A 16,771-nucleotide genomic window follows, 5' to 3' on the forward strand; every position below is an offset into this window, starting at 1 on the left:
ACCCTACAATGCAAGTACCGTGTTAATAGCTGTCACCATTCAACTACGCTGTACGGGCATTATGGTGCCGAGTGCACTATTTTTAGCACAAGAATTCGTAGCCTAAGGGAACCGGTATTGCCCCCTCTGTTTGGGTATTACATTGACGGGTGCTTGATAAACGTTTTACAATATACCGAGGCATGTAGAGAAGTTTAACCAAGCTGAGATACGTTGAGGCCTCTACATATAGTCTCTCAACCACTCGTCACTAGGCCTGGCAAATGCTTTTATGATAAAGACGCGTTGGAGCAGTTATAACGACATCTACCGGTGGTATGTACACCGTGCTCATGACATCGACCCCTCTCCGTGCATTAATAGCTACTATCACTTACAGGGTCTTGCCAGAAGTGAATGATGAAGAGAAAAGAGGTAACAGCGGACAATTTGCGTGTAGGTGTAAAGTACGAGTAGAGCACCTCACTTAGGGCATGTTCTCGGTGGTATTATACGTCATTACGCGTAATAACAAAACTCTTTTAGGAGCATTATTCGACTAATATGGCAGTTACGAGGTGTTTATGGTATTCCAGCCAGTATGCTATATGTGGGTTCAAAGGAAGACATTAGCAGGCTCTTCCATTACATCAAAGAGCTGACACCTCCAAGTAGTATTATTGGTTATAAAGTCCAAGAAGGGAGTGTTGTTTTCGGCGCCCTCGAAAGGCCGGAGGAGCTGGTATTGGGGCTTCCTCCGAGGATACCCCAGTTTTCACCGAAGTACATACTACTACCGCCAGAACACGTGCTCGTCCACGTGAACAGGGACTACGCGGTAACCACGAAGCACCAGGTAGCAGGCTCAATAGTGCTTTTCGGTATAAAGCCCTGCGACCTCTTAGCCATGAGAATACTCGACTGCATTTTAATGGCGAGGCACCCGGTATATACTTCTACGAGAGGTTCTCTCAAATTAATTGTGGCGGAAGAGTGCTTAAGGCCCTTGGAAACATGTTTTTGCGGTGACGTTAAAGCAGGGCCTTTAATTGAAGATCACTGCGATATTGCCTACGCGATCGTAGGTGACACCGTGTTCTTCAAGGCACTTAGCGGGGCGGGGTTGGGGATTCTCAGGGACCTCAGGCTCTCAACTCCTGGTGAGAAAGAACTAGAAAAGTACATGGAAGCATCTAGAATAGCTACTGAAAGGGCTTCGGGTAAAATACCGGTGCCTCTCGCCTTGCGGAAAGAGCTGGTAGACAAGACGGCAAGAGTGGATCTGTGGAGAGACGTCTCTAGGAAGTGCCTAGCCTGCGGATCGTGTAATTACGTCTGTCCAACTTGCTTCTGTATAGAGCTGGAAGACATGCTACAAGGTGATGGCGAGGCCGCGCGGGTTGCTAAGTGGATTGGGTGCAGGACCTATACATACGGGTTAGTAGCAGGCGGCCACTTTAGGCGCGAGCTCTATACCCGTTACAGGCACTTTGTGCTTCACAAATTCGTTTTTTACGAAAAGCAGGTCGGAAGAACGGGTTGCGTGGGGTGTGGTAGGTGTACCACGTGGTGCCCAGCCGGAATAGACCTAAAGGAGTCCCTCCGAGAGGTGTCTAGATGGAAGTGACCAAGTTATTCTCGTATAGAAAGGCCACTGTTCTCAGAGACGTCGTCGAAACACCTGATACGAAGACCTTTACCCTAGCCGTTGAAGGGATATATAGCGCCGAGCCCGGGCAATTCAACATGGTGTACATGTGGGGCCTGGGAGAAGTCCCCATATCAGTTTCAGGGCTTCCGAGGAAACTGGGCGACTTCACGGTAATAGATCACACTATTAGAGTTGTGGGAGCCGTTACACGGGGTATCGTGAAAAGTGTATCTATAGGCTCTGTGCTTGGTGTCCGGGGGCCCTATGGAAGGGGCTGGCCGCTCAGGAAAAGCGAGAACTTGGACATCGTCGTGGTGGCTGGTGGCATTGGGCTAGCACCCCTCAGGCCCGCTATACAGTTCGTGCTTGAAAATAGAGATAAGTATGGTGAGCTAGTAGTGCTTTACGGCGCGAGAACGCCCTCGTTACTGCTTTACAAAGACGAGCTAAAAGGATATGGTAGGGAAGATCGCCTGAGGCTACTAGTATCCGTGGACATGGCCGAAGGTTTCATCCCCGATGTACCGATAAACTATCAAGGTTTCGTTACGGACCTGATACAGCACATCAATATAAACCCGAAGAATGCTGCTGCCTTCGTTTGCGGGCCCGAAGTGATGATCAAGACAGCGTGCCGGAAACTCGTTGAAAGAGGGTTCAGCAAGGAAAGGATCTACGTTTCCCTTGAAAGAAGGATGAGGTGTGGAATCGGCATTTGCGGGACATGCCAACTAGGACACTACTTTATGTGTAGAGACGGCCCCGTCTTTAGCATTCAAGAAGTAGAAGACTACCTAGCCGTGGAGGGGCTTTAAAATGATCAGGGTTGCCGTGGTTAAGTTAACGTCTTGTTCCGGGTGTATAACCGAGATATTGACATCGATAGTGTCCGATGAGGAACTCGCTAGAGAAGTTAGCACCCTGTATTTCCCAGAACTAGGCTTTCACGACGCGCTCAGTGAATATGACGTAGTGCTTGTAGAAGGCTCCGTAACGACCAACGAGCAGAGGAACTTCATTAAGGCAGTGAGGGAAAGGAGCAGTATTCTAGTGGCGGTGGGGACGTGTGCAACACTCGGTGGTGTGCAAGCACTTCGAACGTGCATGAACTCCCTAGACCTCATCACGGAAACGTACGGAGAGGGCTTCAAGCACCGAATTTACGGCTCTCCAATACCACTAGACGAGCTTGTTGAGGTCGATTACCACCTTCCAGGATGCCCTGTTAATGCCGAAGCCGTTAAAAACCTCCTAAAAAAACTACTTCTCGGCGGTTTTCCGGTTAAAATAGTAGAAAGCGTTTGTGGAGACTGTAAGAGGAAGGGTAATAGATGTCTACTAGTAGAGCTGGGAGAGCCTTGCCTAGGCCCGATAACACTCAGTGGTTGCGGGGCTCTCTGTCCTTCGAGAAGACGGGGTTGTTACGGCTGCTATGGGCTTAGAATACAAGACCTCTCCGCAGAGAACCTGAAGCACTTCATTGAGAGGACCGGTAAGCCGGAACACATGACATGGCTTCTAAAAGCCTATGGTTATAAACACATTAAAGTGCTCGGGGTGTGAAAGTGGAGAGGAGGTTGCTCCGCGTTGAAGGTGAAGGCGAGGTAGTCATAGAAGTAGAGAACAGCCTCGTTAAGAGAGTGCGCTTTAAGGTCGTAGAGGCGCCGAGATTCTTCAACTATATAGTACGTAACCTGCATTACTCCCAGATACCGGACTTAGTTAGCAGAATTTGTGGCTTTTGTGGAGTCTCATATGTTCTCGTCGCTACTAAGGCGTTTGAGAGGTGTCTCGGTTTAAATGTACCGGAAGATGTTGAGGCCCTGAGAACTGCTCTCCACCTAGCTGAAAGAGTGAAGAGCCACGTACTACACGTGCTTTTCATGTCTTTACCCGACATTACGAGGGCTAAAAATATCGGCGTACTAGCATCCCGTAACCCGAAAATAGTGAACTACGGTTTAAAGGTATTGCAGTGGGCCCGAGACGCGATGACCGTCCTTGGCGGTAGATTCCACAATGCCGTTACCATTAGACCTGGTGGTGTCTACTTTACCCCAGTAGAAGATGAGGTGCGGAAATTATCGGAAGTGCTGGCGAGGGAGATATTGCCGCTTGCCAGTGAATTCACTAAGTTCGTGCTGTCTCTAAAAAGTATACCCGACGAAGTTCACAAGTATAGCCTGGTCACGGTGAATGACGCGAAAAATGATTACCCCCACCTGGGCACGGGGGTTTGCATGAACGGGGATGTCTATGATGCCGTTAAGTTTTACGAAGAGCTCGTAAAAGAAGAAGTGGTACCGGACTCTACATCGTTACAGTACAGCATCAAGGGAAAAGGCTTCTTGGTGGGACCGCTGGCGAGGTATAACACTTCGTTTAGCAAGCTTGTAGGCGAAGCACAGGACTTAGCGAAAATCTACTCGTGGACTCCGCCTCTGAAGAACATTCACCAGGGCGTAATCGCCAGAGTACTTGAGCTACTAGACGCGTTATTAAGGCTTAAGGAGTTCCTTAGTAACTACAGGAAGCCGCTAAATCAATACGTAGAGCCAGTAGCGTACGTGGATGATGTCTGTGCTTTCGTGGTCGAGGCACCTCGTGGAGTGCTATATCACTACTACGAGCTTGACGATAACTTAAAAGTTAAGAAGGCGAGGATTGTGACGCCGACCGCACAGAACATCGCTACAGCACAGGAACTGGCGAAGGCGCTCATCAATAGACCTTACAGCGAGGCGGTAGTCGAAGAAGCTAATAGATTAATAACAGCATTTGACCCGTGTTTATCGTGTGCAGTGCACGTAGAAGTCTTAAGGTGAGCCATTGGTACTGGGTCTAGGTATATTCTTAGGCTATTGATACCGGCACCGCGTAAAATTGGTTTTTATAAACTATTTCACAATATTATTTTTAAAGTGCCAGTTACTTAATAAGGGTGCTAGCTTCGTGGATCATAACTTGACTACATTCACTGCTGGTTCTCGAGAACTAGATGAAATTATTGGTGAAATTAAACCGCGTACAATGCTCCTCGTTGTTGGTCATCCCGGTGCGGGTAAAACGTCTTTCGCGTCACAGGTTTGCTACGCGAACACGTTGAAAGGCAAGAAATGCCTCTACATGACGTTCTACGAGGATAAGGAGAAGTTATTTCGACACATGGAGAGGCTTGGAATAAAGCTATTTGAGGCGGAGAGTAAAGGGCTCTTCGAGTACTTAAAACTCCCCGTGGCTTCAACGGATGAGATTTTGAAAATAATTGCGGATAAACTATCGAAGACCCCCTACGACGTGGTCGTAGTAGACTCGGTAAACGCGGCGATAGAGCTAATCGAGAATACCCGTGCTCAGAGAGCCGTTCTCCTGAACTTCTTCTACCAGCTGGTAAACGCCATAAACGGGCTACTCGTAGTCATCGCCGAAATCCCCCTCGGGAAGGAGGCAGTGGAGCTAGGCGCTATAGAGTTTATAGCGGACATAGTGATATACCTGAAGCACCGTATAACGCGTGGGCTCATCACGAGGATGATGGAGTTGAGGAAAATCCGCGGAGCGCCACTTATGGTAGCCGAGATACCTTTCTCGATCGTGGAGAGCCAGGGGTTTAAGGTGTACATGCCACCGAGACCTCAAAGGGTCATAGGAGGGGGCGAGCTTCTAAGAACTACGTTGAGGTTCACGAAAAGCACTATCGGGTACGTGAGGCGCGGTGATGTGGTCTACGTGGTGTACCCGCCCAAGGCACGGGTTCCAGTAGTTCTCTTACCGTTCGTGGACCTATTGATTTCAAACAATATACGTGGAGTGTTCATATCCTATAGATTCTCCACTGACGAGAGTAGGGAAGCATTCATTAACGCACTAACTAAGTTTACGGGGTTATCCCGCGAAGATAGCAGTCGCGTCGTAGATAGATACCTGCACTTAGAGTCATTAAACCCCACGAGTGCAACCATAACGCACCTCCACGCCATCACGGTGGAGCTGCTCGAAGCCTTAAACGTGGATGTTGTGATGTTTCACGGTGTGGAGATATTCAGTGTTTTGGGGGCCCCCGAAGAGTACTGGACGTCGCTGATAAATGAGCTATACTGGCTTAAAAACAAAGGTAAGCTTGTGGTGAGGTTTAGCTCTAAGCCCTCACACCACTGGTACCGCACAAACGTTTCGTTATCGGATGTTATTTTCGAGTTAAACTACAAGCACGTAGATGGCAAACTAATACCATTAATCTACAGCTGGGGTCGTGGAAGGGATCCAGTAATGTTTGAGCTCAGCGATGCCGTTATAGCGGAGTTAAAGGAAGACTTCAAGAAGCTTTTAGCCATTCTTCAACCATCGAAACCCGGTTAGCATTTCCATAATAGTTATTACTAGGTTTTGAGAACGCGTGATGGCTGAAGGTACCGTCATTTGAGGGTGGAAGCCGGCTATTCACGATTTAAGCAGTTTTAGCAGTATATGAGTTTGGGTTAAGTGCTTGAAGGTTAACCCATCTCTCTGCGTGCTTTGTAGGGGCAGAGGGCTTTGCGACCTCGCATACTGCCCAATCATAGCCCGGGCTCGCGCGTTCACTAGACTTAGTCGAGTGAGGTTATCTAACATCATTGAAGGATCTACCCCTCCGGCAGTCTTCGTCGGTAGAATGGGCTACCCGTACGTGCGGGCGGGGCCTTCTACGCCGCCTATTTTAGGTGATACCAGTATATTCGACTACCCTGAAAAGTGGAGTAGCCTTAGGGTAGAGGACATTTTAGAGTATAGGTGGAGCCTGGTAACAGGGTATAGAGTTTACAACGTGAAAAGAGTCGAAGACAGGTTTTTAGAGGAAGTAAGGCTTCTAGTTCTTAGCGATAAGCCGGTTGATGTACAGGCCGTTTTTGAAAAACCACCTAGGCCAGTAATAACTTTTAACGAGCATGAACCACCTCAAGGGCCGAGAGCCCCTTTAAGCTCTTTCCGCGTAATTGGGAACCCAAGTATACCTAGGCCTCTGGAAAAAGCGTACTACGACACGGATTTACCAGCAGCTGAGGCCGTTGCCAGCCTCTACGAAACCGGTATACCGGTATCACACATCCAGAAGGCATTCAGCCTCGGCTCCTTTGGTTTAAAGGGGCAGAGAAAGCTCGTTCCCACTAGGTGGAGTATAACTGCTGTTGACAACATGATTTGTAGGCATATCCTCCGCGAAGTCAAGGGTTACAAGCCCATTAACGAGGTAATGGTGTTTGAACACGAGATACACGATAACCTGTTCATAGGCGTACTGTACCCGGCCAAATGGAGCTACGAGTGGATGGAAGCCTGGTGGCCTGGCTCGACTTGGAACCCCGTAGGCTTAAACGTTGTCGTTGAGGGAGATTACGAGGATTACTTCGGTAGGACAACTTACCCCGGCATTGGTGGATGTTACTACGCGAGTATGCTGGCTACGCTAGAGTACCTTAAGTACGTCAAGAGGCAGGCAACAGCAGTACTAATACGCGAAATATACCCGGGCTTCAACCTCCCAATAGGAGTATGGTTTGTGCGTGAATCGTGTAGAGAGATGTTTAAGAAGGGCCCAGCGATGAAGGCGGATAGCCTTAGAGAGGTCTGCGACTACCTGGACAGGGTAACTAAGCTTGGTTGTAAAAAGTGGTTTTCTTCCTCGAGGCTACTCCGAAGAATCCTATCCACTAGGAAAATAGAAGAGTACTTTAAGAGGCTTGAATAGGCTTGGTGACTTTTCGCGGCATCAAGGTGTATTACACCACCGTGCATACCGCGTTATCGAAAAGCAAGCTACCGGATCTAGACTACGCCTTGAATCCCTACCTAGGCTGCGGACATGGTTGCGTGTACTGCTACGCACGGCTCTATACTAAAGATAGACGTGCGTCGGAAAACTGGGGCTTTGTGGTTGTTTTAAAGACGAATATAGTAAACGTGCTTTCACGCGAAGTCAAAAAGCTCAAGCCAGGCGTTGTCGGCGTAGGTACGATCACAGATGCCTACCAGCCCGTGGAGGCCGTTTACAAGCTTACTAGTAGATGCCTTAAAATACTACTTGAACACGGGTTTCGTGTTAGCATTCAAACGAAGAACCCGCTTGTGCTCAGGGACCTTAACCTATTGGCGATGCGCAAGGAGCTCGTAGATGTTGGCTTCACGATAACCACGCTAAATGGTAAATTAGCTGAGATCGTCGAACCGCGCTCCCCGCCACCGGGTGCGCGAGTTCAAGCTCTAAGAAAGCTTAGCGACCTCGGCATTAAGACGTGGATCTTCTATGGCCCGATAGTACCAGGACTTAACGACGATGAGGAAACCGTGGAGAGAATAGCGAAGCTCGCACACGAAACGGCGTCTACGCTCTACTACGATCCTCTAAACATTAAACCCTTCATGAAAAACCCCACGCACCCGCTACGAGGCTACATTTCGATGAAAAATACCAGCTGGTGGGTTAGCGTTAAGGGTACTATACTAAAGTACTGTGATGAGTACGCCTTAACGTGTAAGCCCGGATTTCTCGGCAACTCCGAGTCCAAATGCAACTCGCCCCTCAGCTCGTTCAGCCACGCCCTGGCCAACTCGAATAAGCGTCCTCGTCAAGCACATCGGTGAGCGCTTTAACCACGTCGCAGGTTACCGCAGTAGCTCGTTGGGAGACCGGCCGCGCCGCAAAATACCCCTCCGACGGTGAGGGCTTGATCTAGTAAAAATATTTCCTGGTAGAGCTACTCATTTAATTACCTGGAACGCGTTGGTGCTGCTCGTGGATGGTAACATGTACGTTGAAGTACACGGTAATGTCCCACGAGATTTTATAAGCACCGTGAAGGCTATCCTCACAGAGCTGTACAGTAGCTTGGCACAGCAACCCGAGCTGGTAGAAGTGCACGTTTACGAGTCAACGGAGGATAAGTTAAGGCACTTAACCGGAGCTGCTTTAGCCATTGACATATCCGTCATCGGTGACTACCCAGTCTCGCACGAAGCTTGGATGGGCTGGCCGCGCATACACGTTGACTATGAAAAGTGTAAACGGCTGGACTACGATGTTCTGAGAGCGCTACTATTCCACGAGGGTGTTCACAGCCTACTTCACGGTAACATATCAAGCTACGTTATACTAGTGAAGGGTAATCTCGTAGAAGGACTGGGCGGAAATGCCATGGAAGTGGTTTACGTAGCTTCTACCGTAATTAAGGACGTCGAAGTGCATGGCTTCCTCGCTTCGAGAGGGCTGGGTAACGTCGTTGAACTCTACTACAAGTACGTATCTCGCGACCTGCCTAGTATGCGTTGTAACGACCTAGTAGGCGTTCTCGAGCTACTTAAGCTTGTATCCCCCTGCATATATGTCGAGTGCTCACCTAACCCAGCGAGCATCGTGAGCGGTGACTGTAGAGCCGTATGCGAGAAAATCACTAAAATCGCGCGTAAAGTCGCAGAGGCTCAAGGAGACCTTAACTCAAAGGTTAATATGCTCATCGAGGAGTTGCTTAGACTGCCGAAGAATGAACAAGGTGACCAAGTTGCATGAAATAAGGTGGAATCCCTTAATAAAGCAGTGGATCATAGTGGCTGAGCACAGGTCTATGAGGCCGTGGAGGCCCGAGGAGAAACGAGAAGCCTTCAAGTGCCCGTTCTGTCCCGGTGCACCGGAGCTAGCCTACCTGGAATCCTGGAATACCGTTTCCCTGCCGAACAAGTACCCAGCACTGCTCGAAAGCCCGCCATCACCTAGCAGAGAGGAATTGAAAAGCCTTAAAGCCGGAAAAGCCAAGGGTGAGTGCCGAGTAGTCATCGAGACGCCTGAGCATGAAGGAGACCTGCACACTTTAAGCCTAGAACACGCCGTAAAGGTGATCGAGCTGTTCAAAGAGGAGTACGTTAAGCTGTCATCAAGAAGCTATGTACGCTATGTGGCGATATTTAGGAACAAAGGCAAGGAGATCGGCGTTTCGCTAACACACCCCCACTCACAAATATACGCACTGCCCTTCACACCCCCCCGAATAAAGGTCGAGCTCGAGTCTATGAGAGAGTACCACGAGAGCGAGGGTGGGTGCATGATCTGCGATATAGCAAAGTACGAACTAAGCAGAGGAAGGAGAACAATTTACGAAAATGAACACTACGTCGCCTTACTACCATTTTACGCTATGTGGCCCTACGAAGTACACGTATACCCGAAAAGGCACATAAACTCCATAAAGGACTTGAGCGAAGAGGAGTGCATTTATCTAGCAGACGTGTTAAGAGTTGTCACAGCGACATATACTGCACTACTAGAACGGGATGCCCCATACATAATGGTCTTCCACAACCCGCCGGTTAAAGGCAGGTACGAACATTACCATTTCCACGTGGAGTTTTATCAGCCCTATAGGGAGAAGGACAAGTTTAAGCACGCCGCCGGCATTGAATGGGGCTTTTGGGTGTTCACTTATGATGGCCTACCCGAGAAAAAGGCCGGGGAACTGCGAGAAGCATGTAAAAAGGCTGTAGGTGGGCTGGGAGATGTACTCGGAAAGTGCAAGTAGAGTAGATTACGTTGTCAAGGAGTTTGAAAAGGTGTTTGGTACTAGGCCGCAGGTAGTAGCCTCTGCTCCAGGTAGGTTAGATCTACTAAACACGCACCAGGACTACAAAGGACTACCGGTAGTCTCCGTTGCTATAAACAAGAGAACGTACGTTGCACTCTCAGAATCTAAAGGGAAAAGCAATGTCTTATCTGTAAACCTTTGCATGGAAAACATCGAGTGCGTGGACACTTTTTCGGCTAAGGAGCCTGTGTTAAGGGAAAGAGGGTTCTTTGGCAACTACATCCGGTCAATCGTTTACACGCTTAGAGGAAATGGGCTTGGAATTGGGGATTTCAACATGCTAGTATACAGCGAGATACCCATGGCTTCGGGCTTAGCCAGTAGTGCCGCGTTACAGGTAGCAACATTAACCGGGCTGAACGAGCTGTACGGTTTAAGCCTCGAAAGAAAGCTAATCGCGGAGCTGGCCTACCAGAGTGAACACGACGTCGTTGGCGTACCTTGTGGGAGACTAGACCAATACGGATCGGTCATGGGTGGCGTGACAAAAATTGAAACGAAACCACCCTACGATACGGTAACGTATAGGGATTACAACTGGACTTTCGTAGTCCTTAATTCCGGCATAAGGCGTAGTGTCGTGGAAGTACACCCGAAGAGAATTAGTGAAATAGAAATGGCCTTGCGAAAAGTGCTGTCAGATCACACTGTTCCCGGTGACCTAAAAGCGAAGATGTCCACTAAGATAGATGAAGTAGCGTGGGGCGAGCTGAGAATTGAAGAGCTGGAACCATACCTGAACGGCCTCGAGAAGAGGCTGAAAGATAGAATTATCTTCACAATTAAGATGAACGAGTCCACGAAGCTTGCATTAAGGCTACTGGAAAACCCTCACGTTGCTACCGTCAAGGACGAAACGACAACATTCCTGAAGAGAGAGTGCAGGGAATGCTTGGAGTACTCCACTAGGACACAAAACAGCGTCCTAGCGCTAGTAGCTGGTATTATCAACTACCAGCACTTGCTTTTAAGGGATCTTTACGAAGTCAGCCTCCCGGAGCTAGAAGTCATTAGGGATACCGCCTTAAAGAGTGGTGCATTAGGGGTTAAAATATCGGGGGCGGGGCTCGGCGGATCGCTATTAGCGGTCGTGGATTCGTGGAGGGACGGTGGAAAGGTCGTTAAGGGAGTCCGCGAAGTGGTGCGTAGTGCATGGGTCGTACATACCGATGAAGGTGCCCGCGTAGACCTCGCGACTAAGTAACTTAATCGAGCCGACTACTAGTACCACCTTATTACCTTTCAACACGTACATACATAATGGCAGGCATTGCTACAACCAATCCTCCAGGGTGTTATTGGTGGACGTTATTGGCATTGACAAATCAGTCGTGGAAAAGGCTGCCCGGGTTATTAAAAACAAGGTAAATGAGCTTCCGAAGCTAGATGTCTACGACGAGAGGTTCTACCCCTCTAAGAGCGAAGAGCCCGAGAACACGCTACGCTACTTCATCGTAATGGTAGCAATCGACCACAGGCTTAGCAGGCCTAGTAAGCGGTACTATGCGTGCCTAGACGACGGGTGCTATAAAGGAGCGGACCTCCTCTATAGACTTGGAATTAAGAAATTTAATGAAAACCCTAACTTCTTCTCACCCGAGAACCTCTCGAAGGTTACCGTAAAGGAAGTTACAGATGCATTTACAGTTGGCGACGCCACTCCACCAGACCCTGATATAAGGACGGCGCTACTTAGAGATCTTGGTTTGAAACTAGTTAAACTATATAGCTCTAGCGTGACTAGGTTACTCGAGTGCTCTAACGACAGGCTTCGCGGATCACTCGAAAAACCGGGGCTAGCTGATAATCTACGCGTTTTCAGGGCTTACGAAGACCCCGTAGAGAAGAAGACGATGCTGCTTGCAAAGTTTTTAATTGCAAGAGGTCTTTACAATCCTGTCGACCAGTTAGATGTAGCAGTAGATAACCACCTCTCCAGAATAGCTTATAGGCTTGGGTTAGTCATGGTTTCAGGGCCTATTTGGGATAAGATAAGGAACGGCATCGATGTAACCTCCGAAGAAGACTTTATACTGAGACTCGTCATAAGGCGAGCTTATAGGCAAGTAGCCGAGAAAGCCAGCTTAAGCCCTGTAACAATTGATGACTACTTCTGGATCATGGGTAGAACGATCTGCCTGAGGGATGAACCGCCACATTGTGAGAAGTGTCTATTTAAAGGCTTCTGCAGGGCTCGAGTAAACGCGGCCTTCATGGTTAAAGAACACGCGTTTCCCTACACGTGGTACTACTAGGCGGGTGATAAGGTGAGCGAGAAGCCTAGGCGCAGTTTAAGGGAAATACTGACGCTTAACAAGCTTGAAAGGCTAATCATGGAGTACTTCATCAGGCACATTAGTGTCGGCGAAATAGTTGCCGCATTGGACTTAAAGGAAGAGGTCAAAAAGAGGGCCAGGCAGGGAGAGGCCGATCTTGTCAGCGAGCTGGAAGACGCGATCATAGTTAAGGAAATCTACATAGCGATGGCCATGCTGGTCCGGAAGGGCTTTTTAGAGTACAGGAACGGTGTTTACAGACTCGCAGACTGGATAATCAGCATCATTAAATCGAAGAAAGGCTCACTACACCCCGGTATGTTTAAGTCTCTACAAGAACTACTAGACTGAGTTCCCCAGCCATTTCAACAAAATAACGGCTAGGGTTAGCGCTACTGCGACTACTAACGCCAATGCTTGCATTGCCAAGACACGTCCCTCTTCCACTGGTATGGAAGTACTGCCTTCGGCTTCGAGCGCTGTGCATGCACGTGGTAGCACACCCAGTGCAATAGCCTCATTGATTATCAATCCCTGTAAGATGCTGTCACTCATGATCGCGTACACCTCATCGTTCCACGACCATACGCCAAGATAGCCGTTCTTGAAACCTAGTTCGCGGATGTGCTGTAGTACTTGTTCGTAATACGCCCTGTGCACCCCCTCTTTCTCGACTATGCGACGGTGCTTATTGAATGGCTCAACGTAAGCTTCTACGTCGTTAAGCCTCAACCCTATTTCGCCAACAAAGAAGGCGTCTCGTGGCACGACGTCAAGTAGCTGCTTAGTTTTCTCGGCCAGATGGTCGTCTATTCTCACTCTACCTTCAGCGTACTTGTAGCTCCACAGGTCTAGCCCAATGAGGTCTAGGCCGATCTCTTTGTATAACTTGAGCATATTTTTAACGCTATCACCACTCGAACCGTAGTAATATAGTCTCGCTGCTGGGAACAGCTCCTTTAACTTTTCATACGCTCTAACCAGCTCTTCAAAGCACTCCTGATCGTTAATGCAGGTTGTCATTTCACTGAAACCAATGTACATGCGCTCACCGTCACCGGCGATCCGTTTGAGTTCACGTAGTATCTTTTCGTCGTACATTACTTTCGTTAGCTCACCACGCCATCTCCAAGAAGGCTGGTACTTTTCACTGAATAGATTCACATAAACTACTTTTTCACGGTGGAGAAAGCCCTCTAAGAGCCTAAAGGAAATGTCTGCCCAAGCCCTAAGCGTGGAGGTGCAGAGGCCGCAGTCGGCGTCATAGGCTAAAACGATTCCTGGCGTAAATTTATCGTTAAACCCCTCCACGTCCACGCTGTAACCCCACGGCACGATCCAGGCGACGAGCTTAGTGGCCCTTCTCGTTATAAGTAACAGTTGTTCTAGGTCTACGACGTCGCTACTAGCTATTAAATAGTACCTGTAAATAGACGCCACAACGTTTATAACCTCGCCATAGAAGATCTCAAAGCCCAGTTCTAACGACGATAGGTAGTAATCACCGAGGTCAAGCCCCAGCATCTTAACTACATCCACCACGAAGGAGGAGACGTTTAACACTAGTTCACGTCTCTCCAGGGCGTCCTTTAAAACATACGCTACGTACGTCCAGCCACCCGCTACCTCCCTCTCAACCCAGACCTCGAATACCGCTTCACTCAAGGCACCCTCACTAATGAGTGGCATTTTTACCGTTTTTACGTGCTTTCCAGCAGGATGGGGCCCGCTCCTCCCACCCCCTTTATAAAGCCATATCATGAGCTCTATGTCTCCCTTCACGGGGCTTCTTGGTTCGTGCGTTTTGAGAATCCACAAGTCAAATGCTAGATTAACCGCCGTAGAAGCATTCATCACTGCATAGTCGACTAGCGCATATATTTGAGGAAGCCCCTTTAAATTAAGGGGCAACTTAAAAGACTTTTCTTGTACGTGTCTTAGTTCGGGGCTCCACGGTTTAATTCCGTAGATGATCTCGGGGTACGCGATCACGCTCCACGGGTTTAACCCCCCACTAGGCACGTTAACGTCTGCCACGAGCCTAAGAATGCCCTTCTCGTCTACCGTCAAGTCTATGTAGCCTTCAAACCCATCGCCCTGGCTTTCAAGGCCCCACGCATTCACATCGATCGCAATTTTCTCAACAATCACGGGGTCGAAGAGTTTACCGCTTCTCGTGGAGGAGCGCACGTTCCTTACGCTAGATGGTATGATTTCTAAGATGGCGGCTTCGAGCTTGCATAAATGGGTCGTACTGGATACTGGTAATAGCGAGCTGGCGAGCACGGTCACTAGCAGGACGAGAAAGATAACGCGTTTCTGCATGACGAGCCCCGATCACTTTTCCGCGTATAGCCAGCACTTAACTTGGGAATCCCCGAGATTTACAACATGCGGTTCTAGTTTAGCGCACTTGTCTTCCAATCTAAATGGACACCTATTCACAAATACGCAACCCGTAGTGTGCCGTGTTTGGACGCTTTCTACTTGGTACCTCAACGGCGTAGTCCACTTGTAGTCTATTCGAGGAACGGCCTCGAGAAGCATTTTCGTGTAGGGGTGTGCAGGATCTCGTAAAATGTTCACCGTACCCTGTTCAACTACCTGGCCTTTATATAGTACCACTACGCGGTCACTAACATAGCTTGCCAGGCCGAGGTCGTGCCCTATTATGATGGACGCCAAGCCTTCTTCTTCCTTCAAGTCGATGAATATGTTTAATATGTCTATTCTTGTAGACGCGTCAACCATGGACACAGGCTCATCCGCTACTATGGCTTCAGGCTTTACGAGAAGCGCTCTCGCAATAGAAAGCCTCTGTAACTGACCGCCACTAAACTCGTGAGAATATTTGCCTATCACGTCTTTGACGTTCATACCCACCTTACTTAGCGCCCTTTCCAGCTCTTCTGTGATCTTGCTCGTTAGCTCTGCATAGTAGTTTCTCATGGTGTCAACAAAGATATCAAGAACCCTTCTCCTAGGGTTAAAACTCGCATAGGGATCTTGAAATACCCCCTGTACCCTCCGATAGTACACCTTGTTATCAATGCTCCACACGTCTCTGCCTCTATATAGTATTTTACCGCTCGTAGGCTTCAGTATCTTGAGTATGAGCTTTGCTATCGTGGACTTACCGCTGCCCGACTCTCCTAGTATGCCTAGTATCTCGCCTTTGTATACTTTCATTGAGACGTTGTCAACTGCTTTAATACGAGTTCCACCTAAAAGCCCGGTGGTGAAGATCTTGGAGACGCTGTCGAGCTCTAAGAGCGCTTCATCCACGAGGTTCACCTCTTTGAATAAAGCCAGCACGCAACCCAACGGTCATTTAAGTCAACTAAATAAGGTTCTTGTTCGCTACAAGTCGGCATAGCGTAAGGGCACCTCGGGTGAAATCTACAACCACGAGGAGGATGCAGCAGACTAGGTGGCGACCCGCCCAAGCCCGTTAACCTTCTTACTTTGTAAGAGGCGTTTATGCTTGGTACAGATCTTATTAGTAGAGAGGTGTATGGGTGTAGAGGGTCTTTGACAACGCTCTCCAGTGGCCCGGTTTCTATAATTTTACCGGCATACATTGTGGCTACTTTATCGGCTATCTGCCTGATTGACGCTATATCATGCGTTATGAAGAGTATTGAGCCGGCAACTCCGCGGTCTCTAAGGTCTCTTAGCAACTCGAGTACTTGTCTCTGCGTAACGACGTCTAGCGCTGAAGTCGGCTCATCAGCTATAAGTAGCCTGGGCTTGAACAGCGTGGATATGGCTATTACAACTCTCTGCTTCATTCCGCCGGAAAGCTCCAACGGATACATTTCCAGAACTCTTTCGGAAAGGCCCACCTGCTTCAACCTTTCCTTGAACACTTCTAGGACTTCTTCGGTAAAGCCCTTATCCCGTACTAGGTCTCTTATGAAGGACCTTATCTTCTTTATTACGGGTAACGCGTCTAGTGCATATTGCGGTATAAACGCTATCTTTTTCAATAGTATTTTCCTTCTCTCCTGTAACGTTAATTTGTTTAAGTCGTACGAGCCCTCGAAGATAGCGTTACCGCCCATGTACACCATGGGGTACTTGAGGAGGACGAGAGACTGTGCAAACGTCGATTTACCACATCCGCTTTCACCTATTAAACCGACTATTTCTCCCTCGCAAATACTTAAATGCACCCCATCAACTGCTCTGATATAACCACTTAGAGTCCTGTAGTAAACCCTGTAACCCTGTACTTCCAGCACCTTAGAACCCACGCT

General features: G+C 48.6%; 15 protein-coding genes. 12 read left to right on the forward strand and 3 right to left on the reverse strand.

Translation table 11 applies throughout. From position 1 onward, the window contains the following. Positions 1-589: 589 nt before the first annotated feature. The 12 genes from QXU03_03580 (at position 590) to QXU03_03635 (ending at position 12,863) form a co-directional block, all read left to right on the forward strand. Positions 590-1,606 (forward strand): 4Fe-4S dicluster domain-containing protein, encoded by a 1,017-nt coding sequence (locus tag QXU03_03580; GenBank protein MEM2170821.1) that lies wholly within the window; start codon positions 590-592, stop codon positions 1,604-1,606. Further along, positions 1,597-2,445 (forward strand): FAD/NAD(P)-binding protein, encoded by an 849-nt coding sequence (locus tag QXU03_03585; protein MEM2170822.1) that lies wholly within the window; start codon positions 1,597-1,599, stop codon positions 2,443-2,445. Before QXU03_03580 ends, QXU03_03585 begins: the two co-directional genes overlap by 10 nt. A 1-nt stretch (position 2,446) precedes the next feature. Continuing rightward, positions 2,447-3,193: a hypothetical protein gene (locus QXU03_03590; protein ID MEM2170823.1), complete on the forward strand. Its 747-nt coding sequence runs from the start codon at positions 2,447-2,449 to the stop codon at positions 3,191-3,193. Positions 3,194-3,195: 2 nt separating this feature from the next. Continuing rightward, entirely contained in the window at positions 3,196-4,455 is a 1,260-nt protein-coding gene (locus tag QXU03_03595) for a nickel-dependent hydrogenase large subunit (GenBank protein ID MEM2170824.1), read from the forward strand. Between the two features lie 127 nt (positions 4,456-4,582). Next, the gene (locus QXU03_03600) at positions 4,583-5,989 is read left to right on the forward strand and encodes an ATPase domain-containing protein (GenBank protein MEM2170825.1); all 1,407 of its coding nucleotides are present in this window, start codon (positions 4,583-4,585) and stop codon (positions 5,987-5,989) included. A gap of 127 nt (positions 5,990-6,116) precedes the next feature. Continuing rightward, positions 6,117-7,355 carry an Nre family DNA repair protein gene (locus tag QXU03_03605; protein MEM2170826.1) on the forward strand — a complete coding sequence of 413 codons (1,239 nt, stop codon included), beginning with the start codon at positions 6,117-6,119 and terminating at the stop codon, positions 7,353-7,355. Between the two features lie 5 nt (positions 7,356-7,360). After that, positions 7,361-8,248, forward strand: a complete 888-nt coding sequence (locus tag QXU03_03610; GenBank protein ID MEM2170827.1) for a radical SAM protein — start codon at positions 7,361-7,363, stop codon at positions 8,246-8,248. A gap of 151 nt (positions 8,249-8,399) precedes the next feature. Then, the gene (locus QXU03_03615; GenBank protein MEM2170828.1) at positions 8,400-9,170 is read left to right on the forward strand and encodes a hypothetical protein; all 771 of its coding nucleotides are present in this window, start codon (positions 8,400-8,402) and stop codon (positions 9,168-9,170) included. Beyond that, on the forward strand, positions 9,154-10,173 hold the full coding sequence (gene galT, locus QXU03_03620; protein MEM2170829.1) for a galactose-1-phosphate uridylyltransferase: 1,020 nt from the start codon (positions 9,154-9,156) through the stop codon (positions 10,171-10,173). Before QXU03_03615 ends, galT begins: the two co-directional genes overlap by 17 nt. Then, complete coding sequence (locus tag QXU03_03625; GenBank protein MEM2170830.1) at positions 10,151-11,440, forward strand: galactokinase family protein; 1,290 nt, start codon at positions 10,151-10,153, stop codon at positions 11,438-11,440. The genes galT and QXU03_03625 overlap by 23 nt, the downstream gene beginning before the upstream one ends. 97 nt (positions 11,441-11,537) lie before the next feature. Beyond that, positions 11,538-12,491, forward strand: a complete 954-nt coding sequence (locus QXU03_03630) for an iron-sulfur cluster loop (GenBank protein MEM2170831.1) — start codon at positions 11,538-11,540, stop codon at positions 12,489-12,491. Positions 12,492-12,503: 12 nt separating this feature from the next. Further along, positions 12,504-12,863 carry a hypothetical protein gene (locus tag QXU03_03635; GenBank protein ID MEM2170832.1) on the forward strand — a complete coding sequence of 120 codons (360 nt, stop codon included), beginning with the start codon at positions 12,504-12,506 and terminating at the stop codon, positions 12,861-12,863. Here the strand turns inward: QXU03_03635 and QXU03_03640 are convergent. The 3 genes from QXU03_03640 to QXU03_03650 are packed head-to-tail and all read right to left on the reverse strand — an operon-like array spanning position 12,855 to position 16,768. Continuing rightward, the gene (locus QXU03_03640; protein ID MEM2170833.1) at positions 12,855-14,837 is read right to left on the reverse strand and encodes a hypothetical protein; all 1,983 of its coding nucleotides are present in this window, start codon (positions 14,835-14,837) and stop codon (positions 12,855-12,857) included. The genes QXU03_03635 and QXU03_03640 overlap by 9 nt on opposite strands. A 12-nt stretch (positions 14,838-14,849) precedes the next feature. Beyond that, positions 14,850-15,797: an ABC transporter ATP-binding protein gene (locus QXU03_03645; GenBank protein ID MEM2170834.1), complete on the reverse strand. Its 948-nt coding sequence runs from the start codon at positions 15,795-15,797 to the stop codon at positions 14,850-14,852. A 5-nt stretch (positions 15,798-15,802) separates the two neighbouring features. After that, complete coding sequence (locus QXU03_03650) at positions 15,803-16,768, reverse strand: ABC transporter ATP-binding protein (GenBank protein MEM2170835.1); 966 nt, start codon at positions 16,766-16,768, stop codon at positions 15,803-15,805. Between the last annotated feature and the right edge of the window lie 3 nt (positions 16,769-16,771).

It is taken from the genome of Desulfurococcaceae archaeon (assembly GCA_038845865.1).
Classification (GTDB): Archaea; Thermoproteota; Thermoprotei_A; order Sulfolobales; family Desulfurococcaceae; genus UBA285.